Source organism: Streptomyces sp. NPDC030143 (assembly GCF_055573695.1).
In genome coordinates, this window is record NZ_JBVIAY010000028.1 from 1 (window position 1) to 25,265 (window position 25,265).

Annotated in this window: 14 protein-coding genes; 10 read left to right on the plus strand and 4 right to left on the minus strand. The window is 73.7% G+C overall.

Annotation, left to right across the window (positions count from 1 at the left end; genetic code table 11):
- Positions 1-175: 175 nt before the first annotated feature.
- The 5 genes from ACZ4YY_RS32460 to moeZ all read left to right on the plus strand — a co-directional run bounded on the left by ACZ4YY_RS32460 (position 176) and on the right by moeZ (position 7,256).
- Complete coding sequence (locus ACZ4YY_RS32460) at positions 176-2,206, plus strand: DUF3492 domain-containing protein (protein ID WP_468298434.1); 2,031 nt, start codon at positions 176-178, stop codon at positions 2,204-2,206.
- A gap of 635 nt (positions 2,207-2,841) precedes the next feature.
- Positions 2,842-3,915: a hypothetical protein gene (locus tag ACZ4YY_RS32465; protein ID WP_468298436.1), complete on the plus strand. Its 1,074-nt coding sequence runs from the start codon at positions 2,842-2,844 to the stop codon at positions 3,913-3,915.
- 405 nt (positions 3,916-4,320) lie between these two features.
- Positions 4,321-5,277 carry an NAD-dependent epimerase/dehydratase family protein gene (locus ACZ4YY_RS32470; protein WP_468298438.1) on the plus strand — a complete coding sequence of 319 codons (957 nt, stop codon included), beginning with the start codon at positions 4,321-4,323 and terminating at the stop codon, positions 5,275-5,277.
- A complete protein-coding gene (locus tag ACZ4YY_RS32475; protein ID WP_468298440.1) occupies positions 5,265-6,014 on the plus strand; it encodes a spherulation-specific family 4 protein in 750 nt (249 codons plus the stop codon). The genes ACZ4YY_RS32470 and ACZ4YY_RS32475 overlap by 13 nt, the downstream gene beginning before the upstream one ends.
- A 63-nt stretch (positions 6,015-6,077) precedes the next feature.
- Entirely contained in the window at positions 6,078-7,256 is a 1,179-nt protein-coding gene (moeZ, locus tag ACZ4YY_RS32480; RefSeq protein ID WP_468298442.1) for an adenylyltransferase/sulfurtransferase MoeZ, read from the plus strand.
- A 65-nt stretch (positions 7,257-7,321) separates the two neighbouring features.
- On the opposite strand, the gene ACZ4YY_RS32485 is transcribed toward moeZ, so the two are convergent.
- From ACZ4YY_RS32485 to ACZ4YY_RS32495, 3 genes are all read right to left on the minus strand, one after another.
- Positions 7,322-8,875 carry an alpha/beta hydrolase gene (locus ACZ4YY_RS32485; RefSeq protein WP_468298444.1) on the minus strand — a complete coding sequence of 518 codons (1,554 nt, stop codon included), beginning with the start codon at positions 8,873-8,875 and terminating at the stop codon, positions 7,322-7,324.
- Between the two features lie 140 nt (positions 8,876-9,015).
- Entirely contained in the window at positions 9,016-10,557 is a 1,542-nt protein-coding gene (locus ACZ4YY_RS32490) for an alpha/beta hydrolase (protein ID WP_468298446.1), read from the minus strand.
- A gap of 482 nt (positions 10,558-11,039) precedes the next feature.
- The gene (locus tag ACZ4YY_RS32495; protein WP_468298448.1) at positions 11,040-13,751 is read right to left on the minus strand and encodes a lysylphosphatidylglycerol synthase domain-containing protein; all 2,712 of its coding nucleotides are present in this window, start codon (positions 13,749-13,751) and stop codon (positions 11,040-11,042) included.
- A gap of 186 nt (positions 13,752-13,937) precedes the next feature.
- Here ACZ4YY_RS32495 and ACZ4YY_RS32500 point away from each other — a divergent pair, with 186 nt between their 5' ends.
- From ACZ4YY_RS32500 to nudC, 5 genes are all read left to right on the plus strand, one after another.
- The gene (locus ACZ4YY_RS32500) at positions 13,938-14,324 is read left to right on the plus strand and encodes an MGMT family protein (RefSeq protein WP_468298450.1); all 387 of its coding nucleotides are present in this window, start codon (positions 13,938-13,940) and stop codon (positions 14,322-14,324) included.
- 266 nt (positions 14,325-14,590) lie between these two features.
- A complete protein-coding gene (locus ACZ4YY_RS32505) occupies positions 14,591-18,370 on the plus strand; it encodes an ATP-dependent helicase (protein ID WP_468298452.1) in 3,780 nt (1,259 codons plus the stop codon).
- A 105-nt stretch (positions 18,371-18,475) separates the two neighbouring features.
- Positions 18,476-22,078, plus strand: a complete 3,603-nt coding sequence (locus ACZ4YY_RS32510) for an ATP-dependent helicase (protein ID WP_468298454.1) — start codon at positions 18,476-18,478, stop codon at positions 22,076-22,078.
- A 70-nt stretch (positions 22,079-22,148) separates the two neighbouring features.
- Positions 22,149-23,561, plus strand: coding sequence for a dipeptidase (locus tag ACZ4YY_RS32515; RefSeq protein WP_468298456.1), 1,413 nt, complete (start codon positions 22,149-22,151; stop codon positions 23,559-23,561).
- Positions 23,562-23,717: 156 nt separating this feature from the next.
- Positions 23,718-24,662, plus strand: a complete 945-nt coding sequence (gene nudC / locus ACZ4YY_RS32520) for an NAD(+) diphosphatase (RefSeq protein ID WP_468298458.1) — start codon at positions 23,718-23,720, stop codon at positions 24,660-24,662.
- A 59-nt stretch (positions 24,663-24,721) separates the two neighbouring features.
- Here nudC and ACZ4YY_RS32525 read toward each other — a convergent pair whose 3' ends face one another.
- The gene (locus ACZ4YY_RS32525) at positions 24,722-24,964 is read right to left on the minus strand and encodes a mycoredoxin (protein ID WP_389157766.1); all 243 of its coding nucleotides are present in this window, start codon (positions 24,962-24,964) and stop codon (positions 24,722-24,724) included.
- Between the last annotated feature and the right edge of the window lie 301 nt (positions 24,965-25,265).

The window sequence follows — 25,265 nt, forward strand, 5'->3', positions numbered from 1 at the left end:
CCCCCCCCCCCCCCCCCCCCCCCCCCCCCCCCCCCCCCCCCCCCCCCCCCCCCCCCCCCCCCCCCCCCCCCCCCCCCCCCCCCCCCCCCCCCACCGCCCGGTCCGCATACGTTCTTCCCGCTGCGAGCCGTCGGGTCATCGGCGGCTCCCCAGACGGAGGATCGGGGGTGCACACGTGCGCATCGGACTGGTTACGGAGGGTGGCTATCCGTATGTGGGCGGTGACGCCGGACTCTGGTGCGACCGGCTCGTACGCGGGCTCCGGCAGCACGAGTTCGACCTGTACGCGCTCAGCCGTGACGAACACCAGGAGGCCGCGGCCCGAACCGCGCTCCCGCCGCAGGTCACCCGGGTCCGCACTGCACCGCTGTGGACCGCCGGGGACGACGGCGTGACCTATGGACGCCACGCACGCCGGCGCTTCGCCGACAGCTTCGGCGAACTGGTCGCCGTCCTGGGTGAACCGTCCGCCGTCGACCCCTCGGAGGACCGTTTCGCTTCCCAGGCGGACCGTTTCGGCAACGCGCTGTACGGGCTCGCCGAGCTCGCCCGCGACGAAGGCGGGCTGGTGGGTGCGCTCCGCTCGGAAGGCGCCGTACGGGCCCTGGAACGCGCCTGCCGCGCACCCGGCGCGCTGCGCACGGCGCGCGAGGCGCGCGTTCCCGAGCTGCTCGCCGTCACCGCGCACCTCGAACGCGCCCTGCGCCCCCTCTCGCTCGACTGGTACGAGGACGACGACGCCGACGGCCTCGGCTCGGTCGACCTCTGCCACGCCGCTTCGGGGGGCGCGGCGGCCCTGCCCGGCCTGCTGGCCCGGCACTTCTTCGGAGTGCCGCTGGTGGTGACGGAATACGGGGTGCGGCTGCGCAGCCACTACCTGGGCTCGGCGGCCGGTCCGGGAAGCGGCACCGACGCGCCGGGCTCCTCGTCGGGCGAGCCGGCCCCGGCCGTACGCGCCCTGCTGGCCGCCTTCCACGGGCGGCTCGCCGCCGAGGTGTACCGGCGGGCCGCCTGCGTCACACCCGGCAACGCCCACGCCCGCCGCTGGCAGGAGCGCTGCGGCGCCGACCGGGCAAAACTGCGCACCGTCCACCCGGGCATGGAGGCGTCCCGCTTCGCCGAGGTGGGGGAAGCGCCGGAGACCGCCGACCCGCACACGCTGGTCTGGGTCGGCCGGGTCGAACCGGCGAAGGACCTCGTGTCGCTGCTGCACGCCTTCGCCGAGGTCCGCAGGGCGGAGCCCCGGACGCGGCTGCGGATTCTCGGCGCACCGAGCGGTCCCGAGGGCAGGGCCTACCTCGGCCACTGCCGGATGCTCGCCGCGCAGCTCTTCCCCGACGAGGCCGAAGGGCCGCACTCCGTCGGCGACAACCCGGTGTCCTTCGAGGAGATCGGCGGCCCCGAGGTACCCGGTCCGGCCGAGGCGTACGCGGCGGGCGCCGTTGTCGTCCTGTCCAGTGTCGTCGAGGGGTTCCCGGTCGGCCTGGTGGAGGCCATGTTCTGCGGGCGGGCGACCGTCTCGACGGACGTGGGCGCCGTGGTCGAGGTCATCGGCGGTACAGGGCTGGTGGTGCCGCCGCGCAATCCGCGGGCGCTCGCGGAGGCGTGCGTGGCGTTGTTGCGTGACGCCGGGCGCCGTGCGCGCCTGGGCGCGGCCGCCCGGGCACGCGCCCTCGAACTGTTCACGGTCGAGCAGAACGTCGCGGCGTTTCACGGCATCTACCTGGAGACCGTCTCCCGCAACCCGGTCCGCCGGGCCGTCGCCGAGGCCGGCGCCCCCCGGCCGTTCGCTGTTCCGGCGGAGGCCCGGATGCACGGGCGGTGGATCGGCGCGACGACGGGGGCCGGGCGGGACGGGAGCGGTGCGGCAGTCCCGGTCGTCGCCCTGAGCAAGGACGGATGGGCGGCGGGGCCTCCGGCGTGCGGCGCGGCCTCCGCCGGTGCGGCTTCTGTGGGAGTGGACCCTGTCGGTGCGGGTGCTGTCGGCGCAGCCGCCGGGGGCGTGGCCTCGGCCGGCGCGGCTTCCGGGGGCGCGGCCTCGGATGGTGTGCCCTCCGGCGGTGCGGCCTCGGCTGGTGTGCCCTCCGGCGGTGCGGCCTCCAGGGACGCGGCCTCGGCCGGCGCGGCCTCCGGCGGTGTGGCCTCCGGGGCAGTGACCTCCGCCGGTGCGGACTCCGCCGGTGCGACTGAGGGGGCGGTGCGATGAGCGGGGCCGGGGAGCTGGGGGGAACCGGTGATCTGGGTGGGCCGGGGGAGCGCGGTGAGGACGGCGAGGTCGGGGAGTGTGGATTGCCCTGTGTGCCCGAATCGGGATCCGCTGGATCCGCTGGGCTCGGTGGATCCGCTGGGCTCGGTGGGCTCGGAGCGCTTGGGGAGCTCAGGGGGCCTGGGCTCGGTGGGCTGGAGGAGTTCGGCGGGCCCGGTGGGCTCGGTGGGCTGGAGGAGTTTGGCGGGCCTGGTGGGCTCGGTGGGCCAGGGGAGTTCAGCGGGCCCAGGCTCGGAGGGTCGGCGGAGTTCGGCGGGCCGCCTGGGCTCGGGGCGATCGAGGAGTTGGGCGGGCCTGGGCTCGGGTCGATCGAGGAGGGCGGGCCCGGTGGGCTCGGGCTCGGGGCGATCGAAAAGTTCGACGGGCCCGGGCTCGGGCTCGGAGAGGCGGGGGAACTGGGGGAGGCCAAGGGGAACGGCGAACCCGAAGGGGCGGATGAGCCCGACCGGTCCGGCACCCCCGGGAGCCCTGGGGCAGGGGACGCGCGGTCCGCAACGTGGCTGGCGGGCGAGGAAAACGGCCGCCGCGAGGCCCCTTCCGGGGGCCGCGCCCCCCGCAGAGGCACGGCGGACCCGGTGAAGACCCTGATGCACCGGCACCGCGAACTGTGCGAACGGGCCGTCGACCCCCTCGAGATCGCTGCCGGGCTGGAGGCCCACGGGGTCACCGACCGGACCGCGGCACGCTTCCGGCACCGCGACGTGTTCTCCCTCGCAGAGGAGATGCACGCCCGCACACCTCGCGCCGACGACCCCTCCCCGCGCCCCGCGCCCGCGCCGGTCTCCCGGATCCGCGCGGACTGGGCGTTGCTCACCCTGCTGCCGGGCGCGCTGTGCGCCGCGGCCGTCGTCGGCGGGCGGTTCACGGAAGGCCGCGTGCGCTTACTCGTCGTCACCGCGGGCACCCTGGCCGTCGCCCTCGCCGTACGCGCGGCCCTACGGCGCGGGCCGTTGAGCCCGCGCGCCCGCGCCCACCCCCGCACGCACCGGACGGGCGGCCGGACCTGCTGGCTCCTCCTCTACGCCGCCCTCGGAGACGGGCTGCTTCGCGCCACCGTCGACGGCGGCCCCGACGGTCTGCCCACCGGAGCGGCGGACGGGTCCTGGCCCTGGGCGATCGCGCCCCTGCTCACCCTGACCCTGGCGTGCGCGCCGGCCGCCTGGAGCGCCCACCTCCTCGCCGCGGGCGCGGAGCGCCGTCTGAACGCCAGCCGCGGTCTGGAGGAGTTCACCGCCTCCACCCAGCCCCTGTTGCTCGGCACGCTCGCCCTGTTCGCGGGGGCGCTCACAGCTCTGACCGGTCTCTGCGCGGCAGCCCTCGGCGAACCCGCCCACACCGCCCGCACCCTCACCCTGGGCACCCTCCTCTTCCTGGTCCGTCTCCTCACCGTGCACGGCTTCCCGCGCGCGCCTGCTGTCGCCCTCGGCGCGGCCGGCGCGGCCGAGGCCCTCGCCCTGGCGACGGTCTTCGCGGGACGGCTGCCCGGCTGCGGCTTCCTGGCCGCCCCCGTCGACACCCTGGTGGGTGCCTGGGGGCCGACCGGCGTCCCGGTGCTCGTCTGCGGGACGGCCGCCCTGGCCCTGCTGGTCCACGCGACCCGCACGCTCACCCGGGCCTCGGCCCACGCGCGAACGGACCCGCCGTGCTGAGGCCGACCAGCCCGCCCGCGCCCCGGCGGATTCCCGCCCCCGACCACCGCGCGCCGCGCCACCCCCACCGTGCACGGACCGCACGACGCACGCGCTCCTCCACCCACCGCAACACCCTCGAAGGAGAGACCAGATGACCACCTCCCGATCCGGAGCGACCGGAGCCACCGGGGCCGCCGCGGTCGCCGGAGCCCCCGCGGTCACAGGAGCAGCCGCCGCCGTCCCCGCAGCCGCCCCGCACCCGGCGGGAACCGGAACGCCCGCCCCGAGCGCCGGTATCCGCGTCCCGGGTGCCGGAACGCCCGCCCCCGGTGCCGGTTCCCTCATGTCAGGTGCCGGACGGCACACCGCGGATGCCGGCATCCGCACCCCCGGTGTCGGAACGCTCACCACGGGAGGCGCGCGATGAGGGTCCTGCTGATCGGAGCCAACGGGTACATCGGCCGTTTCGTCGCCGACCGCCTGCTCGCCGACCCGGCCGTCCAGCTCACCGCGCTCGGGCGCGGCGACGACGCCGACGTCCGCTTCGACCTCGCGACCGGCAGCCCCGGCGCGCTCACCCGTTTCCTCGACGCGGTCCACCCCCAGGTCGTCGTCAACTGCGCGGGCGCCACCCGCGGCGGGGCCCGCGAACTCACCCGGCACAACACCGTCGCCGTCGCCACCGTCTGCGAGGCCCTGCGGCGCAGCGGCTGCGGCGCCCGGCTCGTGCAGATCGGCTGCGCTGCCGAATACGGCCCGAGCCAGCCCGGCTCCTCCACCGCCGAGGACGCCGTCCCGCGCCCCGGCGGCCCGTACGGCGTCAGCAAGCTCGCCGCCACCGAACTGGTTCTCGGGTCAGGGCTGGACGCCGTCGTGCTGCGGGTTTTCTCCCCGGCCGGCCCGGGCACCCCCGCCGGGTCCCCGCTCGGCCGGCTGGCCGAGGCCATGCGCCGCGCCATGCAGTCCGGCGACGGTGAGCTGAAGCTCGGCGGTCTCGGCGCCCAGCGCGACTTCGTCGACGTCCGCGACGTCGCACGCGCCGTCCACGCCGCCTCGCTCTCCGCCGCGCAGGGCGTCATCAACATCGGCTCGGGCCGTGCCGTCCGCCTGCGCGACGCCGCCGCGATCCTCGCACGCGTGGCCGGATACGGCGGTGCGCTCCACGAACTCGACGCCCCGCCCGGCGCCCACCTCAGGCCGGCCATCGGGCACCCGCGCGCCGACGGAGAGCACGCCACCCCGGTCGCGTACCCGGACGGCTGCGGCAGCTGGCAGCAGGCCGACGTGCGCACCGCGCGCGACCGGCTCGGCTGGCGGCCCCGGATCAACCTGGAGGAGTCGCTCGCCGACATCTGGATGGAGGCGGCATGCCGTATCTGACCGGCAGGGCGGCGGGCACCGCCGGCACCGACGTGCGTACCGGATTCGGCGTGCCCGGTTTCGCGCACCCGCTCGTCGCGCCGAGCGAATGGGCCGCGCTCACCCGCCTCGGCGGACCCCTGCACTGGGTGGTCCTCGACGTCGCCGACGGACCGGGCGTCCGCCCCGACCCGCACAGTCTGGAGGCCGTCGGCCGGCTCCGCAACGCGGGGATCCGCGTCCTCGGCCACCTCGACGCCACCTACGGAGCCCGCGCCGGCGCCGAGCTGATCACCGACGCGCACCGCCACCGCGACTGGTACCAGGTCGACGGGTTCCTCCTGGACCGCTGCCCCGCCGAGCGCGGCGCGCTTCCCGGGATCCGCCGCACGGTCGCCGCGCTCCGCACGCTGGGCGACGCGCCCCACATCGTCCTCGGCCACGGCGTCCACCCGTACCCCGGCTACGCCGAGAACGCCGACCAGCTGGTCACCTTCTCCGGTCCCTGGAGCGACTACCGCTGGTCGCAGGCGGCCGGGTGGACCGCCGCCTACCCGCCCGAGCGGTTCTGCCATCTCGTGCACGGCCTGCCCCGCGGGCACCTGGACGAGGCGCTGCGCATCGCCCGCTGGCAGGGCGCGGCGACCATCTGGTTCACCGACCGCCACGACTGCGACGGTCTGCTCGATCCCTGGGAGACCATGCCCGGCTACTGGGACGAAATCGTCTCGCGTATCGGAACAGGTGTCTCGGAATGAAGAAGGCCATGGCAGTGTTACGAGGAGAACAACCGTAGTGATTGACCGACCAACGGAGTCCCCGTGTCGCTGCCACCCCTGGTCGAGCCAGCCTCTGAGCTCACCGTAGACGAGGTCCGCAGGTACTCCCGCCACCTGATCATCCCCGACGTCGGGATGGACGGGCAGAAGCGGCTGAAGAACGCCAAGGTGCTCTGTGTCGGCGCCGGCGGCCTGGGCTCGCCGGCGCTGATGTACCTGGCCGCCGCGGGCGTGGGCACGCTCGGCATCGTGGAGTTCGACGAGGTCGACGAGTCGAACCTGCAGCGCCAGATCATCCACAGCCAGGCCGACATCGGCCGCTCCAAGGCCGCGTCCGCGCGCGACTCCGTCCTCGGCATCAACCCGTACGTGAACGTGGTCCTTCACGAGGAGCGGCTCGAAGCCGACAACGTGATGGACATCTTCAGCCAGTACGACCTGATCGTCGACGGCACGGACAACTTCGCGACGCGGTACCTGGTCAACGACGCGTGCGTGCTGCTGAACAAGCCGTATGTGTGGGGTTCGATCTACCGCTTCGACGGTCAGGCCTCCGTCTTCTGGTCGGAGCACGGCCCCTGCTACCGCTGCCTCTACCCGGAGCCCCCGCCCCCCGGCATGGTCCCGTCCTGCGCCGAGGGCGGCGTGCTGGGCGTGCTGTGCGCGTCCATCGGCTCCATCCAGGTCACCGAGGCGATCAAGGTCCTCACCGGTACGGGTGAGCCGCTTGTCGGCCGCCTGATGATCTACGACGCCCTGGAGATGCAGTACCGCCAGGTCAAGGTCCGCAAGGACCCCGACTGCGCGGTCTGCGGCGAGAACCCGACCGTCACCGAGCTCATCGACTACGAGGCCTTCTGCGGCGTCGTCTCCGAGGAGGCCCAGGAGGCGGCCGCCGGATCGACGATCACTCCCAAGCAGCTCAAGGAGTGGATCGACGACGGCGAGAGCATCGAGATCATCGACGTCCGCGAGCCCAACGAGTACGAGATCGTCTCCATCCCGGGCGCCAGGCTGATCCCGAAGAACGAGTTCCTCATGGGCACCGCCCTGGAGGGTCTGCCGCAGGACAAGAAGATCGTCTTGCACTGCAAGACGGGTGTCCGCAGTGCGGAAGTCCTCGCGGTGCTGAAGTCGGCGGGCTTCGCGGACGCCGTCCACGTCGGCGGCGGAGTGATCGGCTGGGTCAACCAGATCGAGCCGAGCAAGCCGGTCTACTGAGCCGTACCCACGGCCTCGTCGGCGGGGGCCTCGCACACCACGGGTGGGCGGGGCCCCCGCCGCCGTCATGAGCAGACCGCGCCGTCCTTCGGCACCGTTCCCTTCAACAGGTAGCCGTCCACCGCCGAGTCGACGCAGTCGCTGCCGCTCCCGTACGCACCGTGCCCCTCGCCCTTCCAGGTGAGCAGCACACCGACGCCCTTGCCCAGCTCGTCCGCCATCTTCCGCGCGCCCTCGTACGGGGTCGCCGGGTCCCCGGTGTTGCCGACCAGCAGGATCGGCTCCGAGCCCGCCGCGCTCACCTCGGGGGTGTCGAACTGCCCGGCCACCGGCCAGTCGTGGCACCACCCGGCCGTGTCCCAGCCGAGGAAGGCGCCGAACACCGGCGAGATCGCCTCGAACTCCGGCAGCAGCTTCTTCGTCTCCTCCGGCGTCGGCCGCTGCTTGTCGTCCAGGCACGATATGACCCGCTGGGAGTGGGTCGTCGTGCCGTAGCGCCCCTCGGTGGTCCGCTCGTTGTAGGCGTCGGCGAGCGTCAGCAGCTCGGAGCCGTCCCCCTGCTCCGCCGACTCCAGGGCGTCGGTCAGGCTCGGCCAGCCCTCCTCGCTGTACAGCGGCAGGACGATGCCGGTGACCGCGAGGGACTGGGTGAGCTTCCGCCCGGACGACGTCGGCAGCGGAGCGGCGTCGATCCGCTTCAGCAGGGCCGCGATCTTCGCCGTGCCCCGCTCGGGGTCCTGCCCGGTCGACTTCAGGTAGTTGTTCAGCGCCAGCTGGAACCCGCGCGCCTGGTTCTTGGCGTGCCCCACGGCGTCCGCGGTCGGGTCGACGACCGCGTCGAGGACCAGCCGCCCCACGTTCTTCGGGAAGAGGTGGGCGTAGACACCGCCCAGCTCGGTGCCGTAGGAGATGCCGAAGTAGTGCAGCCGCGCGTCACCGAGGACCTGGCGCATCAGGTCCAGGTCGCGTGCGGTGTCGGTGGTCGAGACGTGTGCCATGAGCGGGCCGGCGGTCTTCTCGCAGCCCTGCCCGAAGTCGGCGGCGTCCTTGAGGAAGGCCCGCTCCTCGGCCGGGGTGTCCGGGGTGCCGTCGACGGACTCTGCGGCCTGGATCGCCTTGTCGTCGCGGCAGCGGACGCCCTCGCTGGCGCCGACGCCGCGCGGGTCCCAGCTGACCAGGTCGTAGTGCTCGCGCAGCGAGGAGACCGTCGAGCTGTAGGCCGGCAGGGTCGAGACCCCGGAGCCGCCGGGGCCGCCGAAGTTGAACAGCAGGGAGCCGATCCGCTGGTCGCCCGAGCCGCTGGACTTCGTGCGGACCAGCGCGAGGTCGATCGTGTCGCCGTCCGGCTTCGACCAGTCGAGCGGCGCCTTCAGCTTCGCGCACTGCCATTCGCTGCTCGGGGCGGGGGAGTCCTCGGTGGACTCGCAGCGCCCCCAGTCGGGTTTCTGGCCGGTCAGTGAGGCGGGCAGGGCCGCCGTGCCGTTCCCGCCGCCGGCCGACGGGCGGGCGTCGGCCGTCCCTCCCTTGCCGTCCCCGCCGTCGCCCGACGAGCCGCTGCAGCCTGTGGCCAGCAGTGCGGCGGCGGCGCCCAGGGCCGTCCACCGTACGAATCGCGCCATGTGCGCTTCCCCCCTCAAAGATCCGTCCGCACCGGGCGGCGGACGGCTGTCAGGCCATGGTAGGCGGAGCCCGGCACACCCGTCGGAGCCTGTGGATAACCTTTTGACCTGCGACTTCCCTCAACCGGCCCGGGGGAGGGTCAGGTGCAGACCGTCCCGGCGGCCGGCACCTTGCCCTCCAGCAGATAGCCGTTCACCGCTGAGCGCACGCACCGGTTTCCGCTGTCGTACGCGCCGTGGCCCTCGCCCCGGTACGTCAACTCCACGCCGACACCGCGGCCCAGCGCCCTCGCCATCCGGCGTGCCCCTTCGTAGGGGGTCGCCGGATCGCCGGTGGTGCCCACGACGAGGATCGGCGCCGAACCGGGCGCGCTCACGTCCGGGTGGTCGGCGGCGCCCGGCACCGCCCAGTCGGTGCAGCCGGCCATCCCCCAGGCGAGGAAGTCCCCGAACAGGCTGGAGGCGGCCCGGAACTCCGGGAGCCTGCGCTCGATGTGGGCGACGGAGTAGCGCGGTCTCTCGTCGGCGCAGTTGATGGACACGTTGGCGGCGGCGAGGTTGCTGTACTCGCCGTTCTGGTTGCGGCCGTTCAACGAGTCGGACAGCAGCAGCAGGATCCTGCCGTCACCCGCGTAGGCCTGCTCCAGCCCGTTGGTGAGGATCGGCCAGAACTTCTTCGAGTACAGCGCCTGCACGATGCCGTTGGTCGCCGACGTCTGGGTCAGCTCACGCGGGAAGATGCCCGGGATCGGCTTTCCGTCGAGGCCGCTCAGCAGTGAGGCGATACGGTTCTTCACGTCCTGCGCGCTGGTCCCCACGGGGCAGTCCTCGGTCTGGGAGACGCAGTCCTCGGCGAAGTTGTCCAGCGCGAGCTGAAAGCCCCTGGCCTGCGCGAGCGAGCCCTGTTCGGGGGTCTTCATGGGGTCGACGACCGCGTCGAAGACGGCCCGCCCCACGTTCCTCGGGAACAGGTGGGCGTAGACACCGCCCAGCTCGGTGCCGTAGGAGATGCCGAAGTAGTACAGCTTGCCGTCGCCGAGGACCTGCCGCATGAGGTCCATGTCGCGCGCCGCGTCGGTGGTGCGCACGTGCGCCAGCATCTTCTTCGAGTGCTCCTCGCAGCTCTCGTTGAACTCCTTGGTGTCGTCCAGGAAGGCGGTGCGTTCGGCGGCGTCGTCGGGGGTCAGGTCCTGCTGGAAGAACAGGTCGAGCTGCCGGTCGTTCTCGCACCGCACCCCGGCGCTGCCGCCCACCCCGCGCGGGTCGAAGCTCACCAGGTCGTAACGAGTGCGCAGGGCCGCGTAGTCGTCGCTGAAGGCGGGCAGCGCCTTGACGCCGGAGCCGCCGGGTCCGCCGAAGTTGAACAGCAGCGAACCGATCCGCCTGCCCCGGTCGCCGCTCGCCCTCGCCCGGATCAGCGCGATGCCGATGGTGTCACCCTCGGGCTCGTCCCAGTTCAGCGGTGCCTTCATGGTGGCGCACTGCCACGCGTCGCCGCCCGGCAGGGGGGACGGGGCGTTGCCGTCGCCCTGGGCCTGTGACGGTGCCGCGCAGTCCTTCCAGCTCAACTTCTGCTCCGTGAGGTCCCCGCCGTTCGCGTCGTCACCGCACCCCGCCACCAGCGACGACAGCAGGAGGGCGGCAGCCACAGCGGCGGTGCGGGGGCGGAAGCGGTTAGGCATGATCCCATCCTGGGCGCGCGCCCCCGCACGCGCGCGGAGCGCGGGCCGTACGGGGTACGGGGGCGGCGCGGCCCTCCGCCACGGCGCGTCGGGGGCGTCGCGGGGCGCTGCCTGGTGCTGAGGGGGTGCTGCGGGCTACCGCGAGGTGCGGCCACGGCGCCGCCGGTCGTGGAACACCCCGGGCCTGCGTCCCCGTCGGCGGGCGATGTTCCTCGGGGCGCGACGACGTGCCTGAGAGGGCTTTTATATAGGGGGGTGTTTCGAAAGTCCCGCACAGCACCCACGGCGCCCGGCACCCCCTCTCGCCGCACCGGACGAAAGCCCGAGTACATCCAGTACGAGCGCTTTCGTCCGGCACGCCGAGAGCACGCACCGGACATCGCGGGCACCGCACAGGACTTTCGAAACACCCCCCGGGGGGCCCTGCACTGTGCGTGCCTGATCAGGCCGCGCGGCCCAGACGGGCACAGTGCAAGGACCCCTTAGAGCGCACCCTTGCGGGTCAGGTGGTTGAAGGCCAGCCAGCCCGGCAGCACCGGAATCCACAGCGTCAGCAGCCGGAACAGCAGGACCGCCGGAGCCGCGACCTCCTTGGGCAGACCGACGGCGATCAGACCGACCGTGAGGGTCGCCTCGACCGCGCCGACACCACCCGGCGTCGGGGCGGCGGAGCCGAGCGCGTTGCCGGCGAGGAAGACGACGGCGACGCTGGCGATGCTGATCGAGGTCGCCTCGTTGCCGAACGCGCGGATCGACGCGTCCAGGCACATCACGAAGCAGGCCGTCAGCAGCAGCATGCCGCCGATGCCGGTGACCAGCTTCTGCGGCCGCTGGAGCACGTCCAGCATGCGCGGCACGACGCCCGCGAAGAGCGACCTCACGCGCGTGACGACGAATTTCCGCAGGAACGGCACCGACGTCACCACGAGCACCAGGACCGCCACCGTCAGCAGACCCGCGATGACCGTGCGGGACGGCGACAGCGACGGCGTCTTCTCGGTTCCGGTGAGATAGCCGAACGACAACAGCATCAGGATGTGGCAGCCGAGGCCGAAGAGCTGTGACGCGCCGACGCTCGCCACCGCGAGCCCGGGGCGCACGCCCGAACGCTGGAGGAAGCGCGTGTTGAGCGCGACCCCGCCCACCGCGGCCGGCGCCACGATCTTCACGAACGACCCCGCGACCTGCGCCGCCACGGTCCGCAGGAACGGCACCCGTTCCGGCACGAACCCCAGCAGGCTCATCGCCGCGGCGACATAGCTCAGCGCCGAGAACAGCACGGCGGCGGCGACCCAGCCCCACTCGGCGTTGGCGATGAGCGGACCGAACTCGATGTGGGTGAGCTGCGTCAGCAGGAAGTACGCGCCGATGGCGCCGGCGATGAAGCTGATCAGGGTGCGGGGCCGTACTCGTTCCAGCCTGGCCGGCTCGACCGGCGCCTGGGGCCGGATCCGCAGCACCTGGTGCCGGATCTGCGTCAGCAGATCCTCCTCGCGGGCCTCCTCCAGTGCCTCGTCGATGGCCCGTTTCTCCGCCCGCGCCTCCGCGCGCACGGCCTTCTTGTCGAGCTTGCCGACCCGGTCGGGGGCCGGCTCCGCATGGCCGGCCGCCTCGTGGCGGGCCTGTTTGGCCAGCTGGGACGCCTCCAGCACCGCCTCGCGTTCGCGTTGTGCCCGCTCGCGGGCCAGCCGGCGCAGCGTCGCGCGCGTGGAGCGACTGAGCGCGATCGGCTGGAGCATCGGCAGACAGTTCGCCACCGCGTCGGGGCCGAGGACGCCGACCGCCGCCGCCACCGCGCGCTCGGCGCCCACCCGCAGACCGAGCGTCACGAGGAGCTGGGAGATGTCCATGCGCAGCAGCAGATCACCGGCCGCGATCTCACCGCCGCGCAGATCGGTGAGGATCACCGTGCCGGAACGATCCACCAGAATCGCGTCACCCGCCAGCCTGCGGTGCGCGATGCGGCGGGACTGCAGGGCGCGCACCTGGTGCCAGGTGTCGCTGAGCAGCTCGTCGGTGATCTCCTCGTCCTCCAGCGAGTCCAGGGTGCGGCCGCCGGTGTGCTCGTAGACGAGCATCACGGCGTCGGGGCCGAGTTCGGACGTGGCGATCAGCTTGGGCGCGTTGGCGCCGGCCGCGATGGCCGCGTAGGCGAGCAGCGCCTCCTGCTCCAGCGCCTGGCGCAGCGACTGCAGGCTGCTGCGGGTGGCGAAGCCGCGCAGCGTGAGGTTGCGCCACGCCCGGTAGAAGAACCCCTGCGCCTGCTGCTCGCGGTCGACCACCGTGACGTCCAGGGGCGCGCCGTCCTCCAGGGTGACGAAGTAGCGTCGCCCCCGGTCGCCCGCCTCGGCCGTTTCGGAGGCGTCCTCGCGGGCCGCGCTCACCGGGTGGAAGCCGACGGTCCGCAGACCCGCCATCAGAGTCCGTCCGGTGGGGCGGACGTTCGGCGAGCCGACCGCGTAGAGCGTGCCGTACGCCACCGTCCAGCCGATCAGCACCGTCAGGGTGATCGAGAACGGGGTCGTGTAGCCGGTGACGAGCATCGAGAACGCGTCGAGGAGCAGCACGATCCACAGCACCGCGCGCCAACGCGGGCGCCGGGACATGCCGACGGCGGTCATGTACGCGATGACCGGCGCGAGGTAGCCGTGCACCGGGTCGGTGAGGGCGTGGATGTCGCCGGGGGAGGGCTGGGTGAGCGCCTCCTGGAGCGAGTCCGGGGCGGCCTTGGCCACCCACAGGTCGGTGGCGAGGGTCACTCCGTGCGCGAGGACCGCCGCGAGGACGCCGTCGGCGATGCGCAGCCCGTCCCGCTTGATCAGCCGTTCGATCGCGAACGCCACCGGCACCAGCAGGATCGCGATGCTGGACGCCAGACCGGCGATCTTGATGAGCAGGTCGGGCGCCTGGCCGGTGCCCTTGTTGATGTCCTGCTCCAGACCGGAGGTCGTCCCGTGTGCGAACGCGGCGATGCCCAGCAGGACGATCACGGCGAGTACGCCCACCAGCAGCCGCATCAGGTCGGACGGGCGGTGCACGCGCGCGGGGAGCAGCGGTTCGTCGCCCTCGACCTCGTCGGCGTGGGCCACCTCGACCAGGTCGGGGTCCGGTTCCGTCCGGTCGGCGGCGTCCGGGCGCGACGCAGCGTCAGAGGTGCCCTCCGCGTCCTCGGGATGCACACCCTGCTGCTTCATCGTCTCTTCTTGATCTCGTATCACCGGTCACCGCCCGCACGATGGTGGCATGCCCCACCGACACACGGGGGCATCAGGGTGCAAACGCGGGGGCGCACAGTCTGCCCGAAGCATCGCACCGGGGCGAGGACCACACAGGGTCGCGGGCCCGTCGCATTGTCGGTGGGGTGGGGCAGGATGGGACGGGTGAGCGAGCAGAGCCTTTCGGACGACGCCCGGGCGGAGTACCCGGACGCGCTGCCGGAGTACGCCGAGCGGGTCCTCGAGGTCGCGGAGCTGATCCCGCCCGGGCGGGTCATGACGTACGGGGACGTCGCCGAGTGGCTCGAGGAGGGAGGCCCCCGGCAGGTGGGCCGGGTGATGGCGCTCTACGGGGGAGCCGTTCCCTGGTGGCGCGTGGTGCGCGCCGACGGGGTGCTGCTGCCGGGCCACGAGCTGCGGGCCCTCGGCCACTACCGCGGCGAGGGGACGCCCCTGAAGGAGGCGGGCCGGGCCGCCGAGGGCCACCTGCCACGCCTGGACATGAGACGGGCGCGGTGGGACGGCGGCGCACACGCGGAGGGTCACACCTGACAGCCTCCGCCATCCGGCCCGTCCGAGGGGAGCCCGTGGGCCATATGGGGGAAAAAGGGCACGCCGGTGACATGGCGTACGTTCGAGGGGCGTGGGGCATGCGGGACACGCGGGTCGCACGGGCCGTGAGGGAAGAAGCGGAAGCTGCCTTTCCGGACTGTCCGTCGGCGTAGCGTCGCCTGCGCGCGTCCCTCTCATCCCGCGACCACCGCTCCTCCCGAGCGGCGCTCCGCACACCAGCACACCCACCAGGACCGGCGAACCACGTGAGCACCTCTTCCTCCACCAGGCGCCTGTCGCCCCCGCAAGGGCGGCAGGGGAGCCGTGGCGCTTACCGACTGGTGCGTACCCCGCCGCCCCGATTGAACCCCCCTCGTCTTGACGCCGCCCAGCGCTCGGTGGTTGACCACGCCTCCGGTCCGCTGCTCGTCCTCGCCGGCCCCGGCACCGGCAAGACCACCACCCTGGTCGAGTCCGTGGCGGCCCGCGTCGCCCGCGGCGGCGACCCCGCGCGCATCCTGGTGCTGACGTTCAGCCGCAAGGCCGCCGTCGAACTGCGCGACCGGATGGCGCTGCGCGTGGGCGCCGCCCGCGCGCCCCGGGCGACCACCTTCCACTCCTACTGCTACGCCCTGGTCCGCGCCCACCAGGACAGCGAGCTGTTCGTCGAACCGCTGCGACTGCTGTCCGGCCCCGAACAGGACGTGGCCGTCCGCGAACTGCTCACCGGCCAGCTCGACCTGCAACGCCTCGGCCTCGCACACGTGCGCTGGCCGGACGAACTGCGCGCCTGCCTCACCACGCGCGGCTTCGCCGACGAGGTCCGCGCGGTGCTCGCCCGCAGCCGCGAGCTCGGCCTGAGCCCCGGGGCACTGGACAGCTTCGCCCGCCGTATCGGCCGCCCCGACTGGCGCGCGGCGGCCTCCTTCCTCGCCGAGTACCTCGACGTCCTCGACCTGCACGGCGTGATCGACTACGCGGAGCTCGTCCACCGGGCGGTTCTCCTCGCCCACCGCCCCGAGGCCGCCGAACGCCTCGCCGCACAGTACGACGCCGTCTACGTCGACGAATACCAGGACACCGACCCGGCCCAGGTACGCCTGCTGCACGCCCTCGCCGGCGGCGGACGCACCCTGGTCGCCTTCGGCGACCCCGACCAGTCGATCTACACCTTCCGCGGCGCCGACGTGAACGGCATCCTGGAGTTCCCGCACGCCTTCCCCCGCCCCGACGGCCGCCCGGCCCCCGTCGAAGTGCTGCGCACCTCCCGCCGTTCCGGCGCCGGCCTGCTGGCCGCCACCCGCCTGCTCACCCAGCGCATGCCCCTGACCCGCCTCCCGGCGGAGAAGGTCCGCGCCCACCGCGAACTCGCCCCCGCGCGCGACGGAGGCCGCGTCGAGGTCTACACGTATCCGACGCCCGGCACCGAGCTCGACAACGTCGCCGACATCCTCCGCCGGGCGCACCTGGAGGACGGGGTCCCCTGGGGCGAGATGGCCGTCCTGGTGCGCGCCGGCTCCCGCACCATCCCGACCGTCCGCCGCGCCCTCACGGCCGCCGGCGTCCCCCTCGACATCGACGGCGACGACCTGCCCCTGCGCCACGAACCGGCGGTGGCACCCCTGCTGACGGCCCTGCGCGCGGTGGCCACGGCGGAGGCGGGGGAACGCCCGGAGGAGCGAAGGTCTGCGGAAGCGCAGCATCCGCAGGAGCGGGCCGACGCGGACGCGGGGGCGCCGACCGGGCCGGCGGCGGGAGCGCCTCCGGCCGATCACGCGCGCGCGGATTCGGGAGAGCCGACCGGGGCGCGGGCGGGTGGTCTTCCCGAGGGGCGGGCGCCCGCAGAGGCGCGGCAGCCGGCCCCCGGACCGGACGCGCTCCCGACCGGAGCGGCCGACCTGTCGTCCGCCGGAGCGGGCGCCCCGTCGCCTGCCGGAGAGGCGCCCACTGCCGACGCGGGCGGCCCGTCGTCCGCCGGAGCGGTCGCGCCCTCCGCCGGAGCGGTCAGCCCGTCGTCCGCCGGAGCGGTCGCGCCCTCCGCCGGAGCGGTCAGCCCGTCGTCCGCCGGAGCGAACGCGCCCTCCGCCGGAGCGGTGGGCCCGTCGTCCGCCGGACCGAACGTGCCCTCGACCGACGGGGTCGACCCGTCCCCCTCCGAAGCGGTCGACCCCTGCTGGCTCGACACCGAGACCGCCCTCAGCCTCCTGGCCTCGCCGCTCGCCGGCATGGACGCCGCCGACCTGCGTCGCCTCGGGCGCGCCCTGCGCGAGGAGGAGAGGGCGGCGGGCAACCCCCTGCCACCCCCGTCCGACGAACTGCTCACGCGCGCGCTGGCCGAACCGGAACGCCTCGTCACACACGACCCGACGTACGCGCGCGGTGCCCAGCGGCTCGGCGCGCTGCTCAGGAAGGCCCGTGAGCGCCTCGCGGGCGGCGGCACGGCCGAGGAGGCGCTGTGGGACCTGTGGGAGGGCACGCCCTGGCCCACGCGCCTGGAGCGGGCCGCCCGGCGCGGCGGCGCCGCAGGCCGCAACGCCGACCGCGACCTGGACGCCGTCTGCGCGCTGTTCGCGACCGCCGCGCGCGCGGAGGAACGCACCGGGGGCCGCGGCGCCCTCAACTTCCTCGCCGAGATCGAGGCCGAGGACATCGCCGCAGACACCCTCACCCGCAGGGCGCTCCGCCCCGACGCCGTACGCCTGATGACCGCCCACCGGGCCAAGGGCCTGGAATGGAGCCTGGTCGTCGTGGCCGGCGTGCAGGAAGGGCTCTGGCCCGACCTGCGCCGACGCGGCTCCCTGCTGGAGGCCGACCGCATCGGCCGCGACGGACTCGCCGAGCCGCTCACCCCGGGCGCCCTGCTCGCCGAGGAACGCCGCCTCTTCTACGTCGCCGCCACGCGCGCGCGTGACCGGCTCGTCGTCACCGCCGTGAAGGCGCCCGCCGACGACGGCGACCAGCCCTCCCGGTTCCTCACCGAACTCGGCGTCGAACCCAAGGACGTCACCGGCCGCCCGCGCCGCCCCCTGTCGGTACCCGCGCTCGTCGCCGAACTGCGGGCCACCACCGTCGACCCGCGGGCCTCCGCCACCCTCCGGGAGGCAGCCGCCCGCCGCCTCGCCCGCCTGGCCGCGCTCAGCGACGACGACGGCCGCCCGCTGGTGCCGTCGGCGCACCCGTACCGCTGGTGGGGCATGTTCGACCCCACCGAGAGCAAGGTGCCGCTGCGCGACCGCGACCAGCCCGTCGTGCTGTCCGGCAGCGCCCTCGACCAGCTCGCCAACACCTGCGCCCTGCAGTGGTTCCTCGGCCGTGAGGTCAAGGCCGACGCCCCCGCCACCGCGGCCCAGGGCTTCGGCAACGTCGTGCACGTCCTCGCCGACGAGGTCGCCTCCGGGCACACCCCCGCCGACCTCGCCGTCCTCATGGAGCGCCTGGACACGGTGTGGAACGCGCTCGCCTTCGACGCGCCGTGGAAGTCGACGCAGGAGAAGGAACACGCGCGTGTGGCGCTCGAACGCTTCCTGAAGTGGCATGTGATGGACCGCACGGGCCGCACCCCCGTCGCGAGCGAGCACGACTTCGACGTCACCCTCGAAGCGGGCGACTACGAGGTGCGCATCCGCGGCCAGATGGACCGCGTCGAGGCGGACGGAGACGGCCGCGCCTACGTCGTCGATTTCAAGACCGGCAAACAGGCGCCCAGCGCGCGCGAGGTGGAGCACCACCCGCAGCTCGCCGTCTACCAGCTCGCCGTCCGCGAGGGCGCCGTCGACGAGGCCTTCGACGGCACACGCCCCGAGCCCGGCGGCGCCGAACTCGTGCAACTGCGCCAGGGCGCCGCCAAGCGAGACGGCGGGGACAGCCTGCCCAAGGTGCAGGCGCAGGAGCCGCTGGAAGGGGAATGGGTCGGCGAACTCCTCGCGACCGCCGCCGGCAAGGTCCTCGACGAGCGGTTCACCCCCACCGCCGGCCAGCACTGCACGCACTGCGCGTTCCGCGCGTCGTGCAGCGCGCGGCCGGAAGGACGGCACGTGGTCGAGTGACAGCGCGTGTGACGGACCGCACCACCCGCGCTGACCTGCGCTTCTACCCGTAAGGGCGGGCGGTTTGTCATCGACTGTCAGTGCCCGCCACTAGCCTGTGACGACATGCCCGCCCGTATCACCGATCCCGAGCAGCTCAAGGAGCTCCTCGGGATCCCCTTCACCCCGGAGCAGGCGGCCTGCATCACCGCGCCGCCCGCCCCGCAGGTGATCGTGGCCGGAGCCGGCTCGGGCAAGACGACGGTGATGGCCGCCCGCGTGGTGTGGCTGGTCGGAACCGGCCAGGTCGCCCCCGAACAGGTCCTCGGCCTGACCTTCACCAACAAGGCAGCGGGCGAACTCGCCGAACGCGTCCGCAAGGCCCTGATCAAGGCCGGCGTCACCGACCCCGACGTCATCGACCCCGACAACCCGCCCGGCGAGCCGGTGATCTCCACCTACCACTCCTTCGCGGGCCGCCTGCTGACCGACCACGGCCTGCGCATCGGCCTGGAGCCGACCTCCCGCCTGCTCGCCGACGCCACCCGCTACCAGCTCGCCGCGCGCGTGCTGCGCGAGGCGCCCGGCCCCTACCCGGCGCTCACCCGCTCCTTCGCCGACCTCGTCAGCGACCTCCTCGCGCTCGACGCCGAGCTCGCCGAGCACCTCGTGGACCCCGGCGACCTGCGCGCCTGGGACGCCGGCCTGCTGCACACCCTGGAGAGCGCGAAACTCACCAACGCCGACCTGCGCAAGGTGCCCGAGGCCGCCGCCGCCCGCCGCGAACTCGCCGAGCTGGTCCAGCGCTACCGGGCCGCCAAACGCGAACGCGACCTCCTCGACTTCGGCGACCAGATCGCCCATGCCGCCCGGCTCGCCCAGGTCCCCGAGGTCGGCCCCCTCCTGCGCGACGAGTTCCGCGTCGTCCTCCTGGACGAGTACCAGGACACGTCCGTGGCCCAGCGCATCCTCCTCGCCGGCCTCTTCGGCGGCGGCACCGGCCACCCCGTGACCGCCGTCGGCGACCCCTGCCAGGCCATCTACGGCTGGCGCGGCGCCTCCGTCGCCAACCTCGACGACTTCCCCCAGCACTTCGCCCACGCCGACGGCCGGCCCGCCACCCGCCAGGCACTCAGCGAGAACCGCCGCAGCGGCGGCCGCCTCCTCGACCTCGCCAACGGCCTCGCCGCACCCCTGCGCGCCCTGCACTCGGGCGTGCAGGCCCTGCGCCCGGCCCCCGGCGCCGAACGCGACGGCGTCGTCCGCTGCGCCCTGCTGCGCACCCAGGCCGAGGAGATCGACTGGATCGCCGACTCCGTCGCCCACCTCGTGCGCACTGGCAAGGCACCCGGCGAGATCGCCGTCCTGTGCCGCACCGCCACCGACTTCGCGCAGATCCAGAGCGCGCTCGTCTCCCGGGACGTCCCCGTCGAGGTGGTCGGCCTCTCCGGCCTGCTGCACCTGCCCGAGGTCGCCGACCTCGTCGCCGTCTGCGAAGTCCTCCAGGACCCCGGCGCCAACGCCTCCCTGGTCCGCCTGCTCACCGGCCCCCGCTGGCGCATCGGCCCCCGCGACCTCGCCCTCCTCGGACGGCGGGCCAGGCTGCTCGTGTCCCACGCGCGCGCAGACGACGGCGACGACCCTGACCGGCGCCTCGCCGAGGCCGTCGAGGGCGTCGACCCGTCCGAGGTGATATCGCTCGCGGACGCCCTCGACACGTTCCTCGAAACCCCCTTGGACGGCGCCGGGGACGACGACCGGCTGCCCTTCTCGCCGGACGCGCGCGTACGCTTCGCACGCCTGGCCGCCGAACTGCGCGACCTGCGCCGCTCCCTGGCCGACCCGCTGATGGACGTCCTGCACCGCGTCCTCGCCGTCACCGGTCTCGAGGTCGAACTGTCGGCGTCCCCGCACGCCCTGGCCGCACGCCGCCGCGAGACCCTGTCGAACTTCCTCGACACCGCCGCCTCCTTCGCGGCCGGCGAGAACGAGGCCGGCCTGCTCGCCTTCCTCGGCTTCCTGCGCACCGCCGCCCAGTACGAGAAGGGCCTCGACAACGCCCTGCCCGGCGGCGAGAACACCGTCAAGGTGCTCACCGCGCACAAGTCGAAGGGCCTGGAGTGGGACGTCGTCGCCGTCCCCGGCCTGGTCACCGGCACCTTTCCCAGCGGCCAGGGCCGCGAGAAGTGGACCGCCCAGGCCAAAGTGCTCCCGCACGAGCTGCGCGGCGACGCCGACACCCTCCCCGACCTCCACTCCTGGGACTCCCGGGGCATGAAGGCCTTCCACGAGGCCATGAAGGACCACCAGCACACCGAGGAACTCCGTCTCGGCTACGTCACCTTCACCCGCCCCCGCTCCCTGCTCCTCGGATCCGGCCACTGGTGGGGCCCCACCCAGAAGAAGCCCCGCGGGCCCTCCGCCTTCCTCCAGGCCCTCCACGACCACTGCGCGGCCGGCCACGGCGAGATCGAGCTCTGGGCCGACGAACCGGAGGAGGACGAGGAGAACCCCGCCCTGCACACCGCGACCGCCGACCAGGTCTGGCCGCTGCCCCTGGACGACGCCGCCCTCGCCCGCCGCCGCGCCGCCGCCGAGACCGTCCTCGCCCACCTGGACGCCCTCGCCGGCGCGCCGGCGGACGACCACCCCGCCGCCCCGCCCCCACCCGAGAGCCACGACGACCCCGACTGGCCCACCGCGCCGGCCGACGACGAGCCGTTCCCCGACGAGCCGTTCCCCGACGAGCCGTTCCCCAACGAGCCGCCGTACGACGAGCCGTCCTTCGACGAGCCGCCGTACGACGAGCCGTCCTTCGGCGAGCCGCCCCTCGACGAGCCGTACGACGGCCCCGCGTACGAGCTTCCCCAAGCCACCCCTTCCTCCCCGCAGGCCGACCCCTTCGAGGACGCCCCGAGAACGCCCCACGACGCCCCCCCCACCGACCGGGACGAGCCACCCGCCCCCCACCCCACCGTCCCCCACCAGGCCACGGCCCCCGAACCCCGGCACACCCCCCTCACCCCGGAGGAAGCCCGCACCATCGCCTCCTGGGACCGCGACCTCGACGCCCTCACCGGAGAACTCCTGCGCACCCGGCAGCGCATCACCGACGTCCCCCTGCCGACGACACTCACCGCCTCACAACTGCTCCGCCTGGCCGCCGACCCCGACGGCTTCGCACAAGAGCTCGCGCGCCCCATGCCACGCCCCCCACAGCCCGCCGCACGCCGGGGCACGCGCTTCCACGCGTGGGTTGAAGCCCGCTTCGAGGAATTGACGCTCCCCCTCCTGGAACCGGATGAACTGCCCGGCCAGGACGCCGAGATCGCCGACGAACGCGACCTCGAGGCCCTCAAGGACGCCTTCGAACGCACCCCCTACGCCCGCCGCACCCCCCACCGCGTCGAAGCCCCCTTCCAGCTCACGCTCGCCGGCCGCGTCGTACGGGGCCGCATCGACGCCGTCTACAAGGACGGCGACGGCGACACCGCGACGTACGAGATCGTCGACTGGAAAACCCACCGGGAACGCACCGCCGACCCGCTCCAGCTCGCCCTGTACCGGCTCGCCTGGGCCGAGCAGCAGGGCATCCCCGTGGAATCCGTCACAGCGGCCTTCCTGTACGTGCGCACCGGCGAGGTCGTACGACCCGACGGCCTGCCGGACCGCGCCGCCCTGGAGCGCCTGTTGACGCAGGAGGAGACCCTCGCCGACGACGCCCCGTGACCCGTCACGCGGGCGGACCCCGCACAACCGCCCGGTCGGCATGTCGGCGCGGACGGATAGGCTCGTGACCATGAGCCATCCCGTTGACAGTGTGGTCAGCGCCGTCCGCACCTACATCGAGCGCCACCGCGCCGCCTTCCTCGACGACCTCGCCGACTGGCTGCGCATCCCGTCCGTGTCGGCCCAGCCCGACCACGCGCCCGACGTACGACGCAGCGCCCACTGGCTCGCCGCCAAACTCCAGGACACCGGCTTCCCGGTCACCGAGGTCTGGCAGACCCCCGGCGCCCCCGCCGTCTACGCCGAATGGCCCTCCGGCGACCCCCAGGCACCCACCGTCCTGGTCTACGGCCACCACGACGTCCAGCCCGCCGCCCGCGAGGACGGCTGGGACAGCGACCCCTTCGAACCCGTCGTCCGCGACGACCGCCTCTACGCGCGCGGGGCGGCCGACGACAAGGGCCAGGTGTTCTTCCACACCCTCGGCGTCCGTGCCCACCTCGCCGCCACCGGCCGCACCGCCCCGGCCGTCAACCTCAAACTGCTCGTCGAGGGCGAGGAGGAGTCCAGCTCCCCGCACTTCCGCGCCCTCGTCGAAGAACACGCCGAGCGGCTCGCCGCCGACGCCGTGATCGTCTCCGACACCGGCATGTGGTCCGAGGACACCCCCACCGTGTGCACCGGCATGCGCGGCCTCGCCGAATGCGAGATCCGGCTGTCCGGCCCCGACCAGGACATCCACTCCGGCTCCTTCGGCGGCGCCGTGCCCAACCCGGCCACCGCCGCCGCCCGCCTCGTCGCCGCCCTCCACGACGAGCACGCGCGCGTGGCCGTCCCCGGCTTCTACGACGGCATCGTCGAACTCACCGCACACGAACGCCAACTCTTCGCCGAACTTCCCTTCGACGAACAGCGCTGGCTGCGCACCGCCAAGTCCCACGCCACCCACGGCGAGGCCGGACACACCACCCTGGAACGCATCTGGGCCCGCCCCACCGCAGAGGTCAACGGCATCGGCGGCGGCTACCAGGGCCCCGGCAGCAAGACCATCATCCCGTCCTCCGCCTTCGTGAAGCTCTCCTTCCGCCTGGTCGCGGGACAGGACCCCGACCACATCGAGAAGGCCGTACGCGCCTGGGCCGAGGAACAGATCCCGACGGGCATCCGCGCCGAGATCACCTTCAGCCCGGCCACCCGCCCGTGCCTGACCCCGCTGGACCACCCCGCCCTGCAGTCCGTCGTGCGCGCCATGAGCCGCGCCTTCGAAGGGCCCGTCCGCTTCACCCGCGAGGGCGGCTCGGGACCGGCCGCCGACCTCCAGGAAGTCCTCGGCGCCCCCGTGCTCTTCCTGGGCATCTCCGTCCCCTCCGACGGCTGGCACGCGCCGAACGAGAAGGTCGAGCTCGCCCTCCTCCTCAAGGGTGCCGAGACCACCGCCCACCTCTGGGGGGACCTCGCCGAGACCTGGCGCCGTGCACCCTGACGACCCCGCTCGCACCGGAGCGAAACCGCGCGCGGGGCACACTGGAGAGACCGCCCCGCACCGCGCCGCCCACACCGCACCCGGTCGTCCCCTGCCGCACGCCCCGCTGAACCGCCCGCCGAATCAACCGTTCCACCGGGGGAGTTGGAAGCACCCGTGACCACCTGGACCGATCAGAACGCCGACCGACCCATCTCGCTCACCGCGCCGAGCGGCATCGACCGGGCCGCCCACCACCGGCTCGACGAAGCCTGGCTCGCCGCCGCGTGGAGCCACCCCACGACGCGTTGCTTCGTCGTCTCCGGCGGCCAGGTCCTCATCGACGAGACGCCCGACGGCAGCACCGAGCTCGTCATGACCCCCTCCTTCGAAGCCCCCCTCACCGAGGCACACCGCTACTTCCTCGGCACCGACCCGGACGGCGTCAGCTACTTCGCCCTCCAGAAGGACGCGCTGCCCGGCCGCATCGACCAGTCCGCGCGCCCGGCCGGGCTGCGCGAGGCCGGACTGCTGCTCTCGCCCCGGGACGTCGGCCTCATGGTGCACGCCGTCGGCCTGGAGAATTGGCAGCGCACGCATCGCTTCTGCTCCCGCTGCGGCGAACGCACGGTCATCGCCGCCGCCGGACACATCCGCCGCTGCCCCGCCTGCGGCGCCGAGCACTACCCGCGCACCGACCCCGCGGTGATCATGGCCGTCACCGACGAGGAGGACCGCATCCTCCTCGGCCGCCAGGTCCACTGGCCCGAAGGCCGCTTCTCGACCCTCGCCGGCTTCGTGGAGCCCGGCGAGTCCATCGAGCAGGCCGTGCGCCGCGAGGTGTTCGAAGAGGTCGGCGTCACCGTCGGCCAGGTCGACTACATCGCCAGCCAGCCCTGGCCCTTCCCTTCCAGCCTCATGCTGGGCTTCACCGCCCGGGCCACCTCCACCGCCATCGACGTCGACGGTGACGAGATCCACGAGGCTCGCTGGTTCTCCCGCGACGAACTGGGCGCAGCCTTCACATCCGGCGAGGTCCTGCCCCCCTACGGCATCTCGATCGCGGCCCGCCTGATCGAACTCTGGTACGGCAAGCCGCTGCCGACCCGCTCCTTCGTCTGAACACGACTCGGGGGTGGCCGCCCCGCACCGGGACGGCCACCCCCGAGCGGATGACCCTGTCAGACGCCGATCTTCTGCTTCACCTGCGCCAGCGACGGGTTCGTCAGCGTCGATCCGTCCGCGAAGAGCACCGTCGGGACCGTCTGGTTTCCGCCATTCGCCTTCTCCACGAACGCGGCCGACTCCGGGTCCTGCTCGATGTTGATCTCGGTGTACGCGATGCCCTCGCGGTCCATCTGGCTCTTCAGCCGGCGGCAGTAGCCGCACCACGTGGTGCTGTACATCGTCACAGTGCCCTGCATGTCGCTCGCGCTCCTCTGGCAGCTCGGTGAAGGTCGTCCAGCAGAGGAACACATCCCACCGGGCCGCCATTCCCGCCGGGGGTATACGACCGACGTGACACCCACCGCACCCCGGCGCACACCTGCCCCGCCGGAGAAGACCCCAGCAACACCGAAGACGCCCGCCCCGCCGAACGGGACACCCGCCACATCGCGGGAGACGCCCGCCCCGCCGAACGGGACACCCGCCACATCGCGGGAGACGCCCGCCCCGCCGAACGGGACACCCCCGCCCCACCGGAGGCACCCACCGCGCCGGTGG

Coding starts and splice junctions, on each gene's coding strand:
- ACZ4YY_RS32510 (WP_468298454.1), top strand. CDS start 18,476: ATGCCCGCCCGTATCACCGATCCCGAGCAGCTCAAGGAGCTCCTCGGG.
- ACZ4YY_RS32470 (WP_468298438.1), top strand. CDS start 4,321: ATGAGGGTCCTGCTGATCGGAGCCAACGGGTACATCGGCCGTTTCGTC.
- ACZ4YY_RS32495 (WP_468298448.1), bottom strand. CDS start 13,751: ATGAAGCAGCAGGGTGTGCATCCCGAGGACGCGGAGGGCACCTCTGAC.
- ACZ4YY_RS32485 (WP_468298444.1), bottom strand. CDS start 8,875: ATGGCGCGATTCGTACGGTGGACGGCCCTGGGCGCCGCCGCCGCACTG.
- ACZ4YY_RS32525 (WP_389157766.1), bottom strand. CDS start 24,964: ATGCAGGGCACTGTGACGATGTACAGCACCACGTGGTGCGGCTACTGC.
- ACZ4YY_RS32515 (WP_468298456.1), top strand. CDS start 22,149: ATGAGCCATCCCGTTGACAGTGTGGTCAGCGCCGTCCGCACCTACATC.
- ACZ4YY_RS32475 (WP_468298440.1), top strand. CDS start 5,265: ATGCCGTATCTGACCGGCAGGGCGGCGGGCACCGCCGGCACCGACGTG.
- ACZ4YY_RS32490 (WP_468298446.1), bottom strand. CDS start 10,557: ATGCCTAACCGCTTCCGCCCCCGCACCGCCGCTGTGGCTGCCGCCCTC.